Genomic DNA, 20,667 nt, shown 5'->3' with positions numbered 1-20,667 from the left:
GAGCCAAAAGTATTTTGTATAGAACTTAAAGATAAAATGTTTATTGTGATTACTTTAGTATTAAACCGCTTCTTCAATAGAAATTACAATTAATTCCGCAGATGTTTCCTGTTGTACAATCCGATGACTGTTAATTACAATATTTTTAGTACCTACTCCATCGAAAGTGTGATTCAACACCTGATTGTTAAACTGCGTTTCGTGACGGGGCAATTCTTCCAGCAATTCCCGTAATGCAGGAATACGTAGGAACCCACCACCTATAGTAAATATCACCTCTCCGGAAACTTGTGGTTCGGAAAGGGAAAATAACTGCAGAAAACTATAATTCACTGAGACAATCCGGAAGCTGCTATTCAGTACTACCATCGGGTGTCGAATAGTTTGTACAATATTTTCAGTCAGGCGTATTGCTGCCCTTTCCAGTTGTTTTAGTGTCGTAATATCAATAAAAGAAATAACTACGCCACCGATGAAATTATCCAGCGTGCGGTATGGATTGATACGCATAGCATACCACTGTCCGTTTTTTGCCTCAACCTGTAATTCCTTGGGTTGCAATAGATCCAGCACCTCTTTGGCATCACGGGTAATATGGTTGTAATTAAGGTTAGTACTAATGTGAGCTACCGGACGGCCAATGTCTGATTGTATCAGATTGACTATTTTGGTTGCTCGGTTTGTGAACCGCTTGATTTCCAGCTTTTGGTTGAGAAAGATAGTAGCAATGTCAGAGCTGTTAAGCAGATTGGCCATGTCGTTGTTTATCTCAGTTAACTCGTCTGTCTTGGCTCTAAATTCCATATTGACAGTAAGCAGCTCTTCGTTCAACGCCTGTGTTTCTTCTTTCGCTGTATTGGCTTCTTCGTTGGTAGACTGTAGTTCTTCATTAGTAGATTGCAGTTCTTCGTTGGTAGACTTAAGCTCTTCTACGGAAGTTTCCATTTCTTCAATGGTATGCTGCAAATGTTCTTTGGTAAAACGGAGCTCTTTTTCCAGTTCGGCTATAAGACGGTCTTTCTCTGTATCAGTAGAACCATTTCTGTTTACTATCCGGGTCCTTTTTACCTGAGGCAGATCTTCAAAAACAACCAGTAGCAGTCCCTTCATTTCCAGAGGTTGTTCAATAGGATCTACCTTTAAACGAATCAAACTAAAGCTGCCGTTGGTTTTTACACGCACTTCATTGATAACTACAGGTTCTTGCTGGGTGTAAGCACGAAGCACTGCATTACGTAATTCAAAACCAAGTCCTTCCCGTGCCATGTCAAACACATTCATAGCCATCTGTCCCGGATATAATTCAAGGTATTTGCCAGTGCGTCCATTGACATACAGGATAGTGCCATTTTCATCAATCAATACAGCCGGAGGCGTATGTTTTTCAAGCAGCAGTTTACGGGTCAGATCAGTCAGAAAGCTAGGTTGCCGACTAGGCTGTTTCTTCTGTGCAGGCAATGTAATAGGTAGTTTGGGTAGGATAGTAGTATTGGGGAACTCTGCTATTTTATTGATAGAGGAAGTATTATCCCGTCGTCTGTATAGCTTCCATTTTACGTCAACAGAGACAAACAGGTCTTCATGTCCACTGATTGTTTCCGAAGGGCCCAGAAATAAAACGCCTCCCGGATTGAGCGTATAATGAAACATTGGCAATAACTTTTTCTGCAATTCCTGTGTAAAATAGATTAGCACATTGCGACAGCAAAGTAGATCAAGCTTTGTAAAGGATGCATCCTTGAGGAGATTATGTTCAGCAAAGATGACCATTTCCCGAATTTCCTGAACAATCTGGTATTGATCATCTTTTTTTATAAACCATCTGTCGAGCCTGTCGGCAGACATGTCATTGCTGATGTTAGCCATATACAATCCGCTTCGAGCTTTTTTAATGGCATCTGCATCCAGGTCTGTGGCATAGATCTGTACTTTAAAGTTAGGCCTGATTTTGAGTTTGTTGATACATTCACGTATTAGAATTGCTATGGAATAAGCCTCTTCCCCGGTGGAGCAGCCTACAATCCATACCCGAAATGTATCATTTTTCCCTTTCTTTTTAAGCAACTCTGGTAAAATGCGTTCTTCCAGTGCCAGAAAGCCAGGTGCATCACGAAAGAATTTTGTTACCCCGATGAGCAATTCTTTAAAAAGATTTTCGGTTTCAGTAGAGTGTTCCTGTAAAAAACGGACGTATTCTTCCAAATCAAAGATTTGATTGGTTTGCATACGACGTTCCATTCGGCGCATAATGGTGTTGCGTTTGTACAAAGAAAAATCATGGCCAGTCTGAGAACGCAACAATATAAAGACCTTCTGCAGGGCAACAGCCATTTTTTTATCTGTACTCTGGTGTTTTTTCTCTAGCTTTTTCGAAGGATATTTAACATAATCGATGAGTTTGCCTGCCATTTCTGCAGGTGAAACTATATAGTCAGGTGTTCCTGTTTGAATAGCACTTCGGGGCATACTATCATAAGTGGCAGTGGCCGGATCCTGCACGATGACGAGTCCTACGCTTTCTTTAATAAAACGAGCTCCCAGTTCGCCATCTGAACCCATCCCTGAAAAAATGATACAGGCAGCTTTTTCGCCCCAGTCCTCGGCCAGACTTTGTAAAAAGTTGTCGATAGGCATGCGGAAACCCCGTGGTTTGGAAGGTTCAAGAAGCACTAACTGACCATTCATTATCGCCAGATCTTTGTTCTCAGGGATTACATATACATGGTTGGGGTGTACTTCCATGCCATCTTCAATAGTGCTTACAGGCATTAGGGTACAACGTTGAAGCAGATCTGGCAACACACTTTCGTGAGTAGGGTCAAGATGTTTGACAAGCACAAAGGCAATCCCACTGTCAGAAGGAACACTTTGAAGAAACTCTTCGATAGCTTCTAGCGAGCCTGCCGAACCACCCATACCTACAATAGTAAACCGCCTGTTTTTAGTTAATGAAGTTAGAGATGTATCCTCTGGTAGTTCTTTAGTGTCGGAACCTGTTGTATCAGTATTTTCTTTCTGGGTTTGCGTCTTAACATTCTCTTTCATCAATATAAAAAACTGTTGTGTATATAATAGGGAAGTTATCTGACAGATTAAACTGACAACAAGGCATTATTTTTTAGCTATATGTTAATTACTTTGAAAGAGATACTATCCTGATAAGGTAAAAATACAAAGTATACCACATAGCGATTCCTATGAATAGAAGTGATGTATTCAGACAGTATTTCATTTTTAGAAATTATACTGTTTTTCAGAGCCTTACTTTGACTATAACAGGTATTTTATGAAAAAACGACAGTAAATTCGTGCAGAGTTAACAAATATTGCCTAGAAACAGAAACAATTGTAGCAAAAAATCCTACTATTAGAGCCGGTTGTACTTCTTATGTAAAGTATACATTTATGAAATAACAGACACTTCGTTTTTTCACTATTTTTTTTCACTACTGATTAGTACTACATTATGAACAGACATGATATTGTTGTTATTGGTACATCAGCAGGAGGTCTGGAAACCCTCATTACCCTAATTACACCATTAGAAAAAGACCTACCTGCAGCAGTCTTTATTGTGCTGCATTTATCTGCCGCTTCTTCTGCAGAAAGTATTGTTGCTACACTTCAAAAGCATACCGTACTCCCATGCAAGGTTGCTGAAGCAAATGAATCTATAACATATGGTACTATCTACCTTGCACCAGCAGATTGCCATCTGTTATTAACGGACATTCACATTCGTCTGACCAAAGGACCACGTGAAAACGGATTTCGGCCATCCATTGATACACTGTTTCGTTCTGCAGCTGCCTATCATGGTTCCAGAGCGATAGGAGTCATTCTAACCGGAATGTTGTATGATGGGATTGTGGGAATGGATGCTATAAGACGTAGCAAAGGAATCACAATTGTTCAGGACCCTTCTGAAGCTCCTTATCGGGATATGCCTGGAAATGTCTTATTACATATGGATGTAAACTATAATGTTCCTGCAGCTGAGATCGGCATTCTAATCAATGAACTTGTGTATCGGCAGGTAGAAAAACATCCGATTCCGGATGATATCAAGGTTGAGGCTGCTATTGCAGAACGGATAACAACTTCTTCTGAAAATGTAGAAGAACTTGGCGAACGTTCTGTGTTTATCTGCCCGGATTGTGGAGGACCCTTGTGGCAGATGAAACATGGCAATGTGGTTCGCTATCGTTGCCATGCAGGTCATGCCTACACTGCTCAAACCCTTCTGGAAGACAAAGACAGACAACTGGAAGAAACTTTATGGATGGCGATGCGAATTCTGGAGGAACGGAAAAATATGCTTATTTCCATGGTCAATCAGATGGAGATAAGTACCGCTGTACAAGCTGTATACGAAGAAAAGATTGAGGAAGTAGATGAGTATGTAAGTCGTATCAAACGGGTAATAATGCAGGATATAAGTACACATGAAGTATTGCGGAAACAAACAGAAGAATAGTTGTTTTTTAGTGTGCCCCATCCTTTTTCTTTTCAGGAAAAGACCTTGGCTCAATAGAGAAGAACTGTTCGAGCTGAGATCCGAAAGACTTTACATCAGGAGTGGGAAACACCTTTGAGGAAGACAGTAGATGATATTTATTTCGTTTTTGCGTTAAATACCTGTTTTGGTAATTGCGTATTTATCCTCTTTTATACATAAATCCCAATGGTGAACTTTGTAGAGCCCTTACTAAGAACAGATAAGGAAATAGCACTGGCTTCTAATCTGCTATACAGAACTGTAAAATGAGCAGATGGAGAGATAAATGGCCAGATATACAAATATTTCATGAAGGACATAAGGTTTATGTATATATCAGCATAAATGGGTTTACGAAAAAGCCTCTCTGATTCAGAGAGGCTTTTTTATCTATTTCTAATGAACAGATAAACAGGTTATACAATGTCCTGCTTTATAAATCTAAAAGCACTTACATATAATAGGAAATGAAATTATTCAGATGGTTGATAAAAATCCAGAGTGTTTATATTTTAGTAACAGCCCTTTGGCCATTGATAGATATAGAAAGTTTTATGATGATAACTGGATATAAAAAAGATATCTGGCTTGTAAAAACAGTAGGTGCTCTGCTTATACCAGTTTCGTTAACTCTGGGAAGCTTTTTGTTTGTTCACACAGATGCCAGGCCTGCGTTTCTGCTTGGGGCATTAACAGCCCTGGCATTTATCTCTGTGGATTTTTATTATTCTCTCTCAGATGTAATCTCCAATATTTACATGTTGGATGGTACAATAGAGATTCTTTTTTTGCTGGCCTGGATATATCTGAGTACCCAGACTAGCAAAAGTAGGTAACGTCCTTTCTCTGGGAGAAAGTATATATTTGGACCAAGTTACAGCCAGTGAGTCTTTTTCTTCTTTCTTGTTAGCCTATATAGTAAGCCGGCTGCAACCGTTGCAACCAATACTCCTGTAACAACCTTTTGAATAGCACCCTTTCGATTGTATTTGAGTTCAGCATTCCATCCACGTTCTGCAAATATATTTGGAATATAACCATGCATCAGATCCGAGGCAATACCTTCCCACACATTGATACGATCTGCCAGTATCAGTGATAGCCAGTGACCCCAGTTACCTTCACTATATGTAAAGGCATGCCGGCGAATAAGGCCACTCAAACCTGATGGAGGAGACGATGTACCAAAAACAGAAGTCAGACCAGGACGTTCATTAGAATGTAGTATCTCCACTTTGCTTGGCTGCTGTGGCGGTTTGGCATACGAAAGACGTTTGTGGTCATCACCGGTATACTTCTTAATTGGATAGGTTGGTTCATTTTCCGGATCAGCATCTATTCCCCATCCCTTGATATGGGAATAATCTTCAGGCTTTTTTTTCATGATAGCTCAGATTTATGGTTAGTGTTAGGCTCTTGCAGAAGGAGGTATAAGTATTGTCTTGATACAGTTATCAAGCTTTCGGGAAAAAATATGATACGCATCTGATACTTCTTCCAACGGTACACGATGGGTGATGATTTCTTTGGGATTGAGTCGTCCGGCACGTATGTGTTCGATCAGTTTTGGTAACAGCCGTTTCACAGAGGCCTGATTGGCCCGGATGGTAATACCTTTGTTAACCACATTGCCAATCGGAATCAGATTACCTGTAGGACCATATACACCCACAATGGACACAATACCACCTTTTTTGACAGAATTAATGGCCCAGTGCAGAGCTGTAGCAGAACCTGCCTGGAGCAATGTTTTTCTACCTGTGATGGTTTGGAGTGTACTACCTGCTGCTTCACAACCTACGGCATCAATACATACATCTGCACCAAAATAATCCGTTGTCTTTTTCAAAAACAGTACTGGGTCAGATAATGAACGGAAGTTATAGGCTTCGCATTGAGCAAATCTTTGGGCAAATTCCAACCGATAATCCAGCTGGTCAATGATAATCACCCGACCTGCTCCAAAAAGCCAGGCACATTTTGCTGCCATAATACCGACAGGTCCGGCTCCAAAGACTACCACTGTATCTCCCTCCTTAATGCCTCCCATTTCTGCGGCCTGATAACCAGTTGGAACTACATCTGTGAGCAGGACGGCATCATCCAGGTCCAGATCCGGAGGAATTACCATTGGACCTACATCTGCAAATGGAACACGTACATATTCTGCCTGCCCGCCATCAAAGCCACCAGCTGTATGCGAATACCCAAAAATACCACCTACTGCAGTAGCTTCCGGATTGGACTCATGGCAGTTCCCATATAATTCCTGTTTACAGAATGGACATACGCCACAGGCAATATTAAAGGGTACCAGTACATGATCTCCGACCTTCAGGTTTTTGACGGAGGAACCGACTTCGACGACTTCTCCTGTAAATTCATGGCCAAAGGTTGTCCCTACGCGGGTATCCGGCACAAGACCATGGTATAAATGCAGATCAGAACCGCATATACACGACCGGGTAACCCGAACGATTGCATCTTCAGGATGCTCAATGACGGGATCAGGTTTGTTGCGGTCAGCACGGACCCGAAAAGGGCCCCGAAAATTCATAGCAATCATAGGAAGTGACTAGTTGAGGTGTATAATTGAGTAAACTATAGTATCACAGCCTGTAAACGAATTGGTTATAAGCTTTTAGGCTGCTTTAACTGTCGCATAAAGGCGATAAAAAATGTACCTTTCTTAGATTATTTTTTGAGAAATTCTCTTTTGCCTCAATTAGAAAGGCTTTAACAAATCGGAAAATAGCTTGTATTCTATTTTAGTTAGGTTAAATAATTACTTCTACAGGTAGATAAAGCCTGTATAGGATGAGCTAGGTCATATGGGCTCTCGTTATAGACGAAAGGGAGTCTATACTCCCAAGTTTTCTATGTAGGGATGATATGTGCTAAATACTCAATTTTAAAAACACGTATTTCTATCAGTAAGTTACGTATTAATTCCAGACCTGGGATGTATAAAGATGGGGAACAGATGGGAGGTTTATCTACAGAAGAAGGTTGTGGTGTATAAAATTTGGTATAAAAGAAGAGAATGTAGCGAAAGAGCGGCAATTCATATAGATAGAATTGTTGTTTTATAAGAGTTGATTTTCCAAAAATGCCAGATAATTTTGTGTGTAAATGAGTTCGAGCTTGCCAGCATAGGTATTCAAATAAAGCTGACCATTAATTTTCATATCTTTATAGAGTCCCAAGCGTTGAGATATGTCGGCAAGGGATCTTCTCAGATACGAACATCTGATAGTGTCGGGTCTATCCGATAGTTGTTGTTCAATATCCTGGATCTGATGGCATATTTTTTCCTCCAAAACCGCCTTATCGGACAGACCAAAACCTTTCATATCTTTTACGGTGATCTCAAACATATCAAGAAGGTTTTCATCATAAAGGGAATCTTCCTTGTAGGTAGTAAACCATACCAGATTGTCCTTAAAACGTAAGTTGGGAAAAGGCATAGAATACGTTATCTTTTGTTCGGAAAAGCTGGTAGACGAGAATATAATTCCATCGTATTGGTGCATACGCAACGCTTCTGTAAATAACTGGGGAATGACATATTCTTCACAGAAGGCACTACCATTCTCCCTTCTGGGAAAGGTACATACATGAGATAAGATTAATTTGCGAAAGCAACCTGTCAGATCTGTAATCAACGTCTTTTTTTGTTTCATAGGTGGTTTGGGGTTTGAATCTGTAAGAAAGGCAATCTGCTCATTGACTCCGTTAAAAAGTAAGTTAGTAATGTTAAATAGCTTGGGTTGTCTGGAATGGATTTGATTCAAATCCATAGGATGGAAAGCAAAGGCTGCTACATAGGGTTCATGTGTGTGTAGATCTGCCTGATTAAACTCAAAATAGATGTCGGCAATACTGGCTCCCAGATACAAGAAAGGAATTCCGGAAAAGCTAAAACGCTGGTTCTTTACTTTATGCCGTGTGTTGTAGGGTATATGATAAAATTTTTTGTTACCTGGACCTTTTAGGTCAGTACCTCGGAAAAACAGACTTAGATTCAGTATATCTTCTTCAAACAACAAATTGTATCGTTCCAAAAGGTCCTGATATTTGAGAGTCGATAGAAAATGTTTTCCGCGTAGAAATAGAAAATAACCGTCAATTACTTCCTCAAAAATCTGTTTTGCCACTGATTCTTCTTTCTGAATAGTTTCACACACCAGTGTAAGCCACTCATTCACAGATTTGTTTTTCCGCAGAGAGCTGGGCAGATAACGAGTAGGAGAGTCAGGTTTACATTGTCGCAAATGTTGAAAAAATTGTGTCTTGTATTCTTTTATAACATGCTCAAACCGATCATTTCCTTTTCGGGCTTTTTGTTTGAGTTGATAATGAAATTCATCGGTGATAAAATCGTATACATGCATAGCAGAAATAGTAAAAAATGATACAGTATCTGGGCAAGATGGAAATAATAATCAGCTATATATGTTATAGGCAGGTTAAGTCTTTCAATGGACCTGTTTCCAAAAAAAACTCGGGCAAGTTGAAATATCACAAACAGATAAAAACTAATTCTCAAAGCATATTCTTTCTGTCCATTAGTTTTCGATTACGTTAAATACTCAATTTTAAAAACAGGTATTTATACTGATAGGAGTAGAATATATGAAATTGTGTAGAGTGAGGAAATTTTTGTGGAATTGTAGAAGAACGGACTACAAAATAGACAGCCATTGGTATAAGCCTATACTTACACTCAAAGCTGTAAAATTACAGCAACGTATTCTGAAAACCTCGTCTATTCCTAGACATAGGATTATTTGACCGGAGTACCGATCACTCTCAAAAGTAAACATACTTCCAGTCATTTTGTAAAGTGATTCGGTTTCTGTTCGCTTGCCTTGCTGAATAGTTGCCCAATTGCTCAGTCTTCGATAGTCATGTTTGAAACAGATTTGTTAAATCCGTTTCGCTTAGCATTTCTAAAACCAATACGATATGGAATGCCTTAAAAGTCTCAGGTAATCTAAATTGCAAATGGTTGTATTTCTTACCATTTGTTAATTCATGCTTGGATTGCTATTGACATATTTGCTCTTGAAACAAATACTCTATAGCATGACAACTAACAGCAAAGTTTTACTGACAGGAATCACAGGTTTTGTGGGGTCACATACCGCTATTCAACTCCTTGAAAAAGGATATCAGGTACTTGGTACATTGAGAGATATGAAAAAGGCAGAGGCTATCAAGCGGGCCATTTCAAAACATACCAGAACCGACAATCTGCGTTTTGTAGAAGCGGATATCCAAGATCCAAATATATGGAGACAGATAATGGCAGATGTTGATTATGTGCAACATATCGCTTCTCCCTTTCCGAAAGTAATGCCCAAAGATGAAAACGAATTAATTGTACCCGCAAAGCTGGGAAACATACACATATTATCAGCTGCTGTTAGCAACAATGTGAAGAGGGTAGTGATAACAAGCTCATCTGCTGCTATTACATACGGTCAGCCTATAGAACGACGGAAAGGAAGATTTGATGAGACTAACTGGACTGATTTGAACCGGAAAGATGATCTGACACCGTATTTTAAAAGTAAGACTATAGCTGAAAAAGCAGCCTGGGACTTTATGCAACATGAAAAATCAGGTTTGGAGTTGACAGTGGTATGTCCGGGCCTTATTCTTGGCCCATTGCTTGCAGAAGATTTTAGTGCCTCCATTAATGTAGTTGTTAAGGCATTGGATGGTAGCTTGCCTGCCATACCTCAAATTGGTTGGGAGGTAGTAGATGTACGATCCATTGCTGCTCTATTAATTCTGGCTATGGAAAAACCACAAGCTGCTAATCAGCGTTATATTGGTTCTGCCGGTTATCTTACCTACAGCGAAATAAATAAAGTGTTGCAAAAGGCTTATCCGGCAAAGAAATTGCCTTCCCGAAAACTACCCAATTTTTTGGTGCGTATGCTTTCACTTTTTGATGCCACTATAAAACCAGTTATGCTTGATCTGGATACTGAACGGAAAATGGATAATTCAAAGGCTATCAAAGATTTAGGATGGAAGCCTGTCAAACCTGAAGAATCTGTCCTATCTTGTGCTGAAAGTGTTTTTCAACTAGGTCTTGTTAAGTAGGCAGATGGAAAAATTAAAAGCTGTACTTAGCTTTGGAGGTATTCTTACGAATAGTGATATCGCGACTATACTTTCTTATTTTGAAGAAAGGGAGTTAGAATCTGGTGAGTATTTTCTAACTATTGGAAATGTATGCAATGAAATAGGTTTTATCTGCAGTGGAGTTGTAAGGACTTATTTACTCAGCGAGGGTGGTGAAGAAGTGACAAGGTATTTTTTCAGAGAAAATCAATTTATCGTTGACCTGGAAAGCTACTATAGCCGTAAGCCAAGCACCTATCCGTTACAGGCAGTAGTCAAAAGCCGGATAAATTGTATACGCCACAAGGACTGGGAAAAGTTAACAGAAACCATTCCGCAGCTATTTATACTTACTAAAGTCCTATCTGAGGCGCTGTTACTTACTAAGTTAAAAGACACTGATTTCCTAAACTTTGGGACTGCTACTGACAAATATAGAGAATTTATAAGAAGATACCCTGATCTGGCTCTATACGTTCCACAGCAGTACATTGCCTCCTATCTTAACATAACTCCTCAGTCATTGAGCAGGATACGAAAAACTATAGCATTTTAGTTTAAGATTGGTGAAAAATAATCGCTGCAAGAAAGAAAGTCGATCATAAATAGACTTTCTTTCTTGCAGCGAAGCCACCTCACCTTATTAGGATAAGATTTGTAGCATTAGCCATTACTTATTGACTCATTGCTTTCTCATTGATATAGCTTTTCGCCAGATCATTGAGTAGAGTATCTGCTTTCTGTTCTTCTTTCAAGGTTTCTTCCAGCAGTTTAACGGCTTCAGTTTTTCCTAATCTTTCAGCAAAGTGGCGGGCTGTACCATAGCCTGAAATTTCGTAGTGTTCGATGCGCTGAGCAGAAGCAATCAAACCTGCATCTTTTACTTCAGCAGTTGCTTTTTCGTCAATCATGCTCTGACCTTCTTCGATCAGTCCTTCCATGGCTTCACATTTTTTACGTCCGGCAGACAGACCACAGATTTCGAATACTTTTTCCAGTCGCTCTTTTTGTATCTGTGTTTCTTTCAGGTGATTTTCGAATACCTTTTTCAAACGTGAATCAGAGGCTGTTTCTGCCATTTTAGGAAGTGCTTCCAGAAGTTGTTTTTCAGCACTGTACAGGTCTTTTACTTCATGTTCAAACAGGTCTTCTAAACTTTTTAACTTAGTCATAACTAAAGGTGTTTTAAATTATCCGAAAAATTATTTGTAAATGGATAACCTATAGTTATAAAAAATGATACCTGCTTTTCATCTACTTACAGGCTTGTGCCAGCTTCTCTTTGTTCGGTGATAGTTACAACATAAGAACAAATACCAATTCTTATTTACCTTTGAGATAACTATTCAAGGTATGAAACCTTCTATCTACTTTCTATGAATTGCTTCTTCTGCCTTGGCCATTTCTATAGCAGCCCATATACGATTTGCTGCTTCCTCTAACAGAGAGACTTCTTCCGGAGAGAAGGAATGTGCCTGTTGATAATGAACAAAGAATACAGCAGTAAAACGTTGTTCTTTTAACAGAGGGATACCCATAGTTGCGCCCACTTGTGCCATCTGGTAGGCCCTTTTTTCAGATTCTGTCAGATATGGGTCATTGGCTATATCATTTCGCACTACAATACGACCTTCGTGAAAAGCTTTTAGTAACTCTGTTCCGTAATCATTGTATTGGTAGACCCCCTCAATGCTTGATACACCCCGGATGTAATTACATGTAATAGCAGACGTAGCATTATCACCACGGTCCTCAGCATAGCCTACCCGATTGGCTCCCAGATATTCTCCTACCAGACGAGCTGCCTGATAGGATATTTCCTTTGGATCATGTAGCGTACGTAACAGGTCCGTGAGCCGGAGTAAGAAGGATTGTTTCTCTTGGCTCTTGTGCAATAACTGTTCTGTTTGTTTGCGTGGAGTGATATTCCGAAACAGCACAGCTACTTTATCACTTCCATCTATAGCAAAGGCATTTACTTCATACCAACCACCAATAAGTGCCTGAGCCTGCTGTTCAAACTGGACAGGCTTTCGGGTTCTGGCAACTTCTCCATAAATTTGAAACCAATAGTGCTCGTGATCTGGCACAAGTTCTTTCATGGTTTTGCCTATCGGATCTTTGATTCCCGTATGATTCTCGAAGGCTGGATTCACTTCCAGAAAACGATAGTCGACAGGCTCGTCGGCCTCGTTCCAGATCATTTCAATGATACAGAAACCATCACTAATGGAGTTAAAAAGGGAATAGTATTTATCCTGTATCTGTTGAGTCTGGGCCTCGCGGACTTGGATTAGCTCCAGCTCCGCTTTTTTGCGTTCTGTAATGTTTTCCGAACTAGTTACAAGTCCATCACCCAGTTTTACAGCTACCAACCTGAACCAACACTCGTAACCCTGATAAGTATAATATACTTCAAAATCATCGGAGATATCTTGTTCTATAACCTTGATATATCTATCAAAGATACCCGCTTCTTTAATCCCAGGATATTCCTCTACATACCGTTTACCTGTTAGTTCTCTGTGTCCTGCGTATTCTTTCGCTTTTTTATTCGCATAACTCCATTCAAAGTCAATAATCTCTCCCAATTCATTTCGTATTGTTTTAAAAACAGAAATACCTGATAAGGAAACATCAAATATAGACTCTAGTAATTCCTGGCTTTCTGTAATCTGGCTTTCGGATTGCTTCTCTTCAGTGATGTTCTGTATCAAGTTAATATATTGCAAGGGAGCACCCGATTCACTTCGTTTGAATACCTTAGCCCGGATTCTGCGCCACTCAATAGTTCCATCTTTGTGCTGGACCCTGTAATCTACCCTCCGGACCACATCTGTAAGTGTGGCCGGCATCTCCTCAAGCAATTGCCAGAGCAAACGCCGATCTTCCGGATAAACAATCTTAGCAATCCAGCGCCAGTTGGTCATTTCATTCAATTCCTGATCGGAATAGCCAAAACGAGTATATTGTTTCCGGTTTATGTATACAATTTGTTCTTGTTCCAGATCATAAATACTAATCGTACCCGGTATGGCTTCTGTTATCTGCCGGATAAAGTTAGCCTGTTCATCAATCTCAGCCTGGGCTTTCTTTTGTTCAGTCACATCCTGGGCCATTCCCAGAATCTTTATAGGGTTGCCCTTGTCATCACAAATCACCTTACCCCGACTGAAAATATAATGCATCTCTCCGTTAGGCCAGTATACCCGCCGCAGATACTGATAAGGTTGTTTGGTTTCTACAGCCTTGTCAATAATTTGTCGGACTTCAATCGCATCTTCCGGATCAGAGAGAGAGTCAATAAAGTCTAATGTAGGAACAAACGCATATGGCTCATAGCCAAGCAACCGGAACATCCCATCTGAAAAGTGAAAAGTCATTGTGGTCAGCTCTCCTTCGTAACTTCCCAATCCTGCAGCCTGCTCGGCTTGTTTCATGAGAGCATCACTAGCTTTCTGTCTCTCTTTTAGTTTTTGTTGTTCTGTAATATCCTGTACTATGCCATACATACGATTAACCGATCCCTGTGAATCTATCAGAAACTCCATTCGTCGGCTTACAATCCGTATCTGTCCATCTGCCCGAATAATACGATTTGTGATTTCGAAGGGATTCTTATGAAGTAGAGCGTCTTTTACTGTTTCATAAAACATCTCCTGATCATCAGGATGTATAAAAGCAATTACTCTATCCAGTGTAATGATTTCGCTCTGTGGCTCCAGACCATGAATGCGATAAAGTTCATCACTCCAATATAATTCTTCCCTAACCAGATATCGCTCAAAATACCCCATCTGTCCGATTTGCTGAGCAGACTTAAGGCGGCGTTGTTCTTCTTTGAGTTGTAATTGTATGAGTTTGGTTTCTTCAATTTCTGTGGCAAGAACAATTACTCCCGATTGATTGGGTATGGCAGACAAACGTATCCAGCTATTGGTAATAGATGAAACATATTCAAAGGTAGAGGGTTCCTGCTGCTGAATAGCTCTAGTGATAGCAGTATAACACTGAGCTTGCCTAGTTTCAGGAAACTCCTTCCATATACTTTTACCTATCAGTGTATCCTTTGAACGGGCAAAGAGGACCTCTGCGTGGCGATTTATATAAGCAAAACAGCTGTTATGGTCAAGCTCATAACAGGCAACGGGAATTTTATTAAGTATCTGTTCCGCTTGTTTTAAACGGGGTAAGTCTGAGTCGTTATCAGAAGAAATCGCGTCTGCTCGCATAGACAAGAGAAGGGAAGGAGGTTCTACACAAATTTCAACACTATTGAAAACTTCAGCACTATGAAATGTAAATTGAGATACGCAGGATTGTATAGAATATATAGGTAGTATACTACTCTTTATAGAATATAGCTATTGGTTATACACAATGTAAGCATATATTTTCACAAAATTGTGCCAAAAACAGAAAACTTATATCGCTATTATTTGCATATGTGATAAATACCTGTTTTGATAAATGCGTATTTATCCTCTTTTATAGATTTATACTAATCTTCAACTTTGCAGTACATTGATTCTCAGGATAGAACTCTATTTACTTTATCAGAAACCAGATAAAAGTACAATGCGACATTGAACACAGAATGCTTTGTATATATAGAATAGTTTACTCCAATCAACAGTTGAAATGACATCAACTGGTTAGTTTAAATAGATTGTGGTAAATGGAAAAAATTTCAGGGGTAAACGCTTCGTACCCTAAGGATGACTTAGCTGTAACTACCACTTATAACCTGTTTATCCCTGAAACACCTTGGCTATCTACCAGGAGTATCTTTAAATAGTAAATATCGGTATATAATACACGTAATTACTGATTATGCAGCCGAAGTTGAGAAAAGCCTTCCTGATTCAGAAAGGTTTTTTCTGCTCTGTCCTCAGAATCATACAGAATCAATTGTAGTACATACGGAATACATCGTATACCGAATTAATTAATTGCTTATGTACAAATCAGTCAATAAATCTATCAGAGTCAGAATAGAAGAAAAGCGTAAACAAATAGCCTCTCAGACACAACTTATCTGCCAGTTGATAACGCTTCAGAATCAAAACCGGGCTGAGCTGGAAGAATTATTACAGGAAGAACGAATACAAAAAGCTGTGACAAAGCTTCCCTGCCCTGATGGCAAAGCACCTATTCCAGTAAATGGCAAGGAAGCTTAGGTATCACTTCTCAGAAATACCCGCTACATAGTCTGTTAAGGTTTGCCACTGGTGTGGCTGAAAGAGCAACCACCCACTCTCTGCTACTAGTGTGTTGAGCATAGCCTTATTGCCTGCTTCTTCTGTAGAGTTGTTTATCTTTTCATGTAAGCCTATCTGAGTAGCAGTAAGCTGTTTATCCTTTCTTTCAACCCGAAAAATGCTTAGTGCGTCTGATGTAAAAAAATGATCAGTGACTTTATCTTCCCCTACTAAATCTTCTCCCGAGAAGTCTTGGTCCGAATCTACTGTTTTAGTTGGATCTGAAGTAGGACAAACAATGAATTCTGCTTTTTCCGGCTCTTCTGTTATCTGAACTACTTCTACCCAGTTCAAAGGGAGTGGGCCTGGAAGATCAATACTGATTTTGTCACCTACCTGTGGTCTTTTTCTGATTACACGGTTGCCCATTGAATCATGCAGTAAAAATGAGGCAGTAGAAATGCCCCCTACATCACTCCATCTGTCGACATCAAAAAGTCTCTCCTGTGCTTTACTCCACTCTTGTTCCAGATTTTCCTGATCAGTCAGCTGTCGGATACTTTCGAATACTTTGCTTTTGCTTTCTTGTCCACTAAGTATATTAGCCTCTGTTTTTAGCTTATTTTTAATCTGATCAATTTTACTCTTTAAATCCATAGTCTTCAAAAAAGTTTACATGTTTCTGTCTGGTAAATCAATAGTCAATTACCAAGCTTCGGTTAACAGTCAAAGCCCCTGTAAGAGGCAGAGCTTTGAAAAGAAATACTTCATAGATTATCTGTGTACGTACGTATTTTCAAATCTTTATTCCCATTTTTTTAGCAATATCTGCAACCATCTGAGGAGCAATTTCTTCTGAGCCAGGTGAATTAAGCTGAGTCTCTTCATCAAGATCCGGATGCGTAAATCTTTTTCTGCCCCCTTGTATAAACTCCAGCGCTTGTCCTTCTTCAGGGTAAGTCCCATTGCAGATCAGACCTTTCCGACAATTCTGTTAGTATTTTGAGCAGATTATCTGAGAAGGACCGTATGAGTAGATTAAAATAGTATTCCTGTCTGAGTAACAGTATTAGTACACTTGCTTCACCCTAACCGTCTTTAGGTTTTGGGAGAACATAAGTGCTTCGGCAGTATACTGATTTTATCTTTTTATTAGAGTAACTACAGCAAAAAGGAAGGTTATGGGACTTTATATATCCTATTAAATTAAAAAAACAGTGTTAGGGTATTATTTCAAAGGCTGGAAGTTTAGAACCAATAGAATATAGTCGTATGTAGAGAATTTATACCGGGAAAATACAATTTGTGGAGCGATGATTTGAGTTAAAAAGTATGCCTGTTAGTAGTATAATTAGGGACAGAGAGAAGAGGGAATTAATTGATTTATAGTCAGATAGGTATTTGCCGTTCTCTAAAAATGCAATAAGTATTAATCTATTTTATGTTTTAACGAATTGATGTTCAGGCGGTTGTTAACTTAGAAAGCGTTAGCCTGCTATTTTTTATATCATTTTCAGGTTATAACGTTGATTTTTTTGCGATAAATACTCATTTTTAAAAATAAGTATTAGTCACTTCTGTAATACGTACGATATTGGGTGTTTATTTTTTAAAGGCATTATTTTATACAATTTTTTTACCCGGAAGGCGTCTTTTGTATTCTGCAGTTGTCTGGCCTGACTATGTCATTCGTTGAGTAACTGCTCTGACCTGGCATCCGCTGTTGTAAAACGCCTTTATTCTTTATGTAGATAAATCAATTTTATTCTCGGTTAATTTTTATGAAAAACGCTTCGGAAAATGTAGCTGGTCTGATAGCTATTCCTGATTTGATGGACTTTCATGGCCTAGGACAGGGATCAGTACCAACAGCCAGAGTAACCCAGCCAGTAGGTGCATTTATAGTGGATTCACACACACGATTTGTAGTATGGGCTCCTAATGCAGAAAAAGTAGAGCTTCATTTGCGTCAGCCAGATAAAGAAGAACGTATTGCAATGCAACGAAATGAGTGGGGATACTGGTCGGCAGAAGTTGAAAAAACGGATACAGATTATCGGTATGGATATTGCCTTGATGATAAAGGTCCTGTTCCTGATCCTGCCTCTCGTTTTCAGCCTGAAGGCACCGCTCATTTGTCAGCTGTTGTGCCGGCAGATTACACATGGACAGATCAAAACTGGAAAGCTCCTTCGTTGAAAGAAATGATTATTTATGAACTGCATGTAGGAACATTTACTACCCAGAGCACACTAGAGGCTATTATTGACAAGCTGGACTATTTGCTTGATGTGGGTATTAATGCCATTGAGCTTTTGCCACTATCACAGTTTTCCGGTACCAGAGGATGGGGATATGATGGTGTATTTCCGTATGCTGTTCAGCATTCGTATGGTGGGCCACAGGCTTTAAAAAGACTGGTAGACGCTTGCCACAGCAAAGGCATAGCAGTGATTCTGGATGTAGTTTATAATCACCTGGGCCCCGAAGGCAACTGCTTGCCTTGCTTTGGACCTTACTTGCATAAACGCTATCAGCAAGGGTGGGGAGATGCCATTAACTTTGACAACAAACAAGCTGATCATGTACGCAGTTACTTTATTGGCAATGCTCTGATGTGGCTGAATGAATATCATATCGACGGGCTGCGTCTGGATGCGGTTCATAGTATCTGGGATTTTGGTGCTACACATTTTCTGGCTGAACTTACACAAGCTGTAAGAACACTCAGCATGCAGACAGGACGTGAGTATATCCTCATCGCTGAGTCAGATCTGAACGATTCAAAACTGCTTTTACCCTATGCAGATAGAGGCTTTGGTCTGGATGCGCAATGGCTGGATGATTTTCATCATTCGCTGCATACACTGGCTACAGGTGAGAAAGATCACTATTACGCGGATTTTGGTACACTGAATCATTTACAGAAGGCATTTGAGCATAGTTATGTATACAATGGTACCTATTCTCCTTTTCGGGAAAAGACCTTTGGTAATTCTGCTCAACATACTTATTACGATCAGTTTGTAGTTTATATCCAAAATCACGACCAGATTGGAAATCGCCTTGGTAACGACCGGATGGCAAGTCTGGTGAGCAAGCCCATGCTAAAAGCAATTGCAGGTACATATTTGTTATCTCCTTATGTGCCTATGTTGTTTATGGGTGAAGAATACGGTGAGACAAATCCTTTCTTTTACTTTATCGATTACTCAGATGATGAATTGGTAGAAGCTGTTCGTAAAGGACGAAAAGAGGAGTTTGAAGGATTTCAGAAGGACGAACTGGAATACGAAGATCCACAGGATGTTCAGACGTTTGCCAGATCACGTTTGTCCTGGGACTTTCAGGGGGATGGAAGGGCTGAGATATTGGATTTTTACAAACAGCTGATACGGATTAGGAAAACGCATCCTGCCTTTCAAAATGTCATACGAACAGGTGTACAATCCTGGATTGAAGGAGATAAAGTGCTGATGTGGTTGCAGCAGGCAGAAAATCCCAAAGATAATGCACTATTATGCGCTGTTATTTTTGAAGAGGGAGAAGCTCAGTTCCAATTGCCGGAAGATAAAAAATGGAAACGTTTGATTGACTCTGCCAGTACTCCTATATCAGAACATACAGAGACGGATAGTATTGTTTTGTCAGGTCCTCACTTCATAGCCTGGACCTCGATAGTGGAGTAAACAGTAGAGAGGAATAGTTTTTTTAGGTAATCAGTTTCTAATCAGGAGCGGATGTTCGGTTAAGCAGGTAACCCTAATCTTACTTTTCCTGCTGTTTTCCTGAAAGGATTTTGTCACAAATAACAAGATGTTTGGTTTGTTAGTAAAATAGCTTTACAATCAACGATTGACAAACTTGTGAAAAGACCCTTTCAGGAAAACATGAAAATAGATAGAAGACAAAAATAAAAGAATACTGAAAGAAAGTATCTCTGATTGGCAGCATGAGACATTGACCTGTTGGTATGAAATAACAGCTATATAGTAAGGCACCATGAAAAAAGAAGACATTCATTTAGGAGATTGGCAACGAATTTTGTTAGGGGATGCTCCTTCTATTTTTCTATTAGAGGTATTTCTGCGAACAACCTTTATTTTTTTGTTTTTGCTGGTAATAACCCGTCTTCTTGGAAAAAGAATGAATGCACAGTTGAGTCTCACAGAAATGTCTGTAATGATTACACTTGGTGCTATTGTTTCCGCTCCAATGCAAGATCCGATACGAGGTCTTTTACCAGGTGTAGTGATTCTCCTTTGTGTGCTTGTTGTATTAAGGGGTCTCAACCTGCTTTCATATAAATACCGAAAGATAGAGTTACTCGTACAGGGAGATGTACGCTTGTTGGTAAAAGATGGTGTTTTGCAACTTGACCAGATTCGTCAGGAAGGCTTTGAACGAGAGCAGATCTTTGCTCATCTCCGTTCAGAAAATATTGTACATCTGGGACAAATAGCACGGGTATATCTGGAAGCATGTGGGACTTTAAGTATCTATAAAAGTGCATCTCCTAAACCAGGGTTATCCGTTTTGTCTTCCAACGATCGGATTTTGGTGAACCGACAGGCAAAGACACATTCACATCTGGCTTGCTCTAGTTGTGGTTATGTGGTAACATCAGCCGTACACAGTGTCAAGGCATTGTGTCCTAATTGTCAGTCAATTGCCTGGACAGAAGCTTTTATCAAAGACACAACTATTCAGAATAAAAATCCTCATTCAGGCCCAATAGATCCGGAACTGACAAAAGACGGTCAGAAGAATATTTCTTCCTATACACGTTAATAGGCTAGAAGCAAAGGGATTGTGGTAAATACTTGTTTT

Annotated in this window: 15 protein-coding genes; 7 read left to right on the top strand and 8 right to left on the bottom strand. The window is 39.6% G+C overall.

What is annotated here, in order from left to right; genetic code table 11:
• Positions 1-60: 60 nt before the first annotated feature.
• The gene (locus tag QNI22_RS34670; RefSeq protein ID WP_314518431.1) at positions 61-3,045 is read right to left on the bottom strand and encodes a CheR family methyltransferase; all 2,985 of its coding nucleotides are present in this window, start codon (positions 3,043-3,045) and stop codon (positions 61-63) included.
• Between the two features lie 421 nt (positions 3,046-3,466).
• On the opposite strand from QNI22_RS34670, the gene QNI22_RS34665 reads away from it, so the two are divergent.
• Complete coding sequence (locus QNI22_RS34665; protein ID WP_314518430.1) at positions 3,467-4,477, top strand: chemotaxis protein CheB; 1,011 nt, start codon at positions 3,467-3,469, stop codon at positions 4,475-4,477.
• Between the two features lie 191 nt (positions 4,478-4,668).
• Here QNI22_RS34665 and QNI22_RS34660 read toward each other — a convergent pair whose 3' ends face one another.
• Positions 4,669-4,809 carry a hypothetical protein gene (locus QNI22_RS34660; RefSeq protein WP_314518428.1) on the bottom strand — a complete coding sequence of 47 codons (141 nt, stop codon included), beginning with the start codon at positions 4,807-4,809 and terminating at the stop codon, positions 4,669-4,671.
• A 156-nt stretch (positions 4,810-4,965) separates the two neighbouring features.
• Here QNI22_RS34660 and QNI22_RS34655 point away from each other — a divergent pair, with 156 nt between their 5' ends.
• On the top strand, positions 4,966-5,334 hold the full coding sequence (locus QNI22_RS34655) for a hypothetical protein (RefSeq protein ID WP_314518427.1): 369 nt from the start codon (positions 4,966-4,968) through the stop codon (positions 5,332-5,334).
• A 38-nt stretch (positions 5,335-5,372) separates the two neighbouring features.
• Here the strand turns inward: QNI22_RS34655 and QNI22_RS34650 are convergent, their stop codons facing one another.
• The 3 genes from QNI22_RS34650 to QNI22_RS34640 all read right to left on the bottom strand — a co-directional run bounded on the left by QNI22_RS34650 (position 5,373) and on the right by QNI22_RS34640 (position 8,892).
• Positions 5,373-5,882 carry a hypothetical protein gene (locus QNI22_RS34650; protein WP_314518426.1) on the bottom strand — a complete coding sequence of 170 codons (510 nt, stop codon included), beginning with the start codon at positions 5,880-5,882 and terminating at the stop codon, positions 5,373-5,375.
• Between the two features lie 24 nt (positions 5,883-5,906).
• Positions 5,907-7,064: a zinc-dependent alcohol dehydrogenase gene (locus tag QNI22_RS34645; protein WP_314518424.1), complete on the bottom strand. Its 1,158-nt coding sequence runs from the start codon at positions 7,062-7,064 to the stop codon at positions 5,907-5,909.
• A 520-nt stretch (positions 7,065-7,584) separates the two neighbouring features.
• The gene (locus QNI22_RS34640) at positions 7,585-8,892 is read right to left on the bottom strand and encodes a hypothetical protein (RefSeq protein WP_314518422.1); all 1,308 of its coding nucleotides are present in this window, start codon (positions 8,890-8,892) and stop codon (positions 7,585-7,587) included.
• A 694-nt stretch (positions 8,893-9,586) separates the two neighbouring features.
• Between QNI22_RS34640 and QNI22_RS34635 the strand changes: the two genes are divergently transcribed.
• Positions 9,587-10,615, top strand: coding sequence for an SDR family oxidoreductase (locus QNI22_RS34635; RefSeq protein ID WP_314518420.1), 1,029 nt, complete (start codon positions 9,587-9,589; stop codon positions 10,613-10,615).
• Between the two features lie 4 nt (positions 10,616-10,619).
• On the top strand, positions 10,620-11,192 hold the full coding sequence (locus QNI22_RS34630; protein WP_314518418.1) for a Crp/Fnr family transcriptional regulator: 573 nt from the start codon (positions 10,620-10,622) through the stop codon (positions 11,190-11,192).
• Between the two features lie 118 nt (positions 11,193-11,310).
• Here the strand turns inward: QNI22_RS34630 and QNI22_RS34625 are convergent, their stop codons facing one another.
• Positions 11,311-11,808, bottom strand: a complete 498-nt coding sequence (locus tag QNI22_RS34625; RefSeq protein WP_314518416.1) for a YciE/YciF ferroxidase family protein — start codon at positions 11,806-11,808, stop codon at positions 11,311-11,313.
• Between the two features lie 195 nt (positions 11,809-12,003).
• Positions 12,004-14,868, bottom strand: coding sequence for a PAS domain-containing protein (locus QNI22_RS34620; RefSeq protein ID WP_314518414.1), 2,865 nt, complete (start codon positions 14,866-14,868; stop codon positions 12,004-12,006).
• Positions 14,869-15,594: 726 nt separating this feature from the next.
• On the opposite strand from QNI22_RS34620, the gene QNI22_RS34615 reads away from it, so the two are divergent.
• Positions 15,595-15,816, top strand: a complete 222-nt coding sequence (locus QNI22_RS34615) for a hypothetical protein (RefSeq protein WP_314518413.1) — start codon at positions 15,595-15,597, stop codon at positions 15,814-15,816.
• 3 nt (positions 15,817-15,819) lie between these two features.
• On the opposite strand, the gene QNI22_RS34610 is transcribed toward QNI22_RS34615, so the two are convergent.
• The gene (locus QNI22_RS34610; protein ID WP_314518412.1) at positions 15,820-16,494 is read right to left on the bottom strand and encodes a hypothetical protein; all 675 of its coding nucleotides are present in this window, start codon (positions 16,492-16,494) and stop codon (positions 15,820-15,822) included.
• A 1,124-nt stretch (positions 16,495-17,618) separates the two neighbouring features.
• Here QNI22_RS34610 and treZ point away from each other — a divergent pair.
• Together treZ and QNI22_RS34600 are read left to right on the top strand one after the other, a co-directional pair.
• Entirely contained in the window at positions 17,619-19,526 is a 1,908-nt protein-coding gene (treZ, locus tag QNI22_RS34605) for a malto-oligosyltrehalose trehalohydrolase (RefSeq protein WP_314518411.1), read from the top strand.
• A gap of 313 nt (positions 19,527-19,839) precedes the next feature.
• Positions 19,840-20,628: a YetF domain-containing protein gene (locus QNI22_RS34600; RefSeq protein ID WP_314518410.1), complete on the top strand. Its 789-nt coding sequence runs from the start codon at positions 19,840-19,842 to the stop codon at positions 20,626-20,628.
• Positions 20,629-20,667 lie beyond the last annotated feature (39 nt).

Origin of the sequence: Xanthocytophaga agilis (genome assembly GCF_030068605.1) — a bacterium.
GTDB lineage: Bacteria > Bacteroidota > Bacteroidia > Cytophagales > 172606-1 > Xanthocytophaga > Xanthocytophaga agilis.
This window is presented reverse-complemented; position numbering and strand designations above follow the sequence as displayed.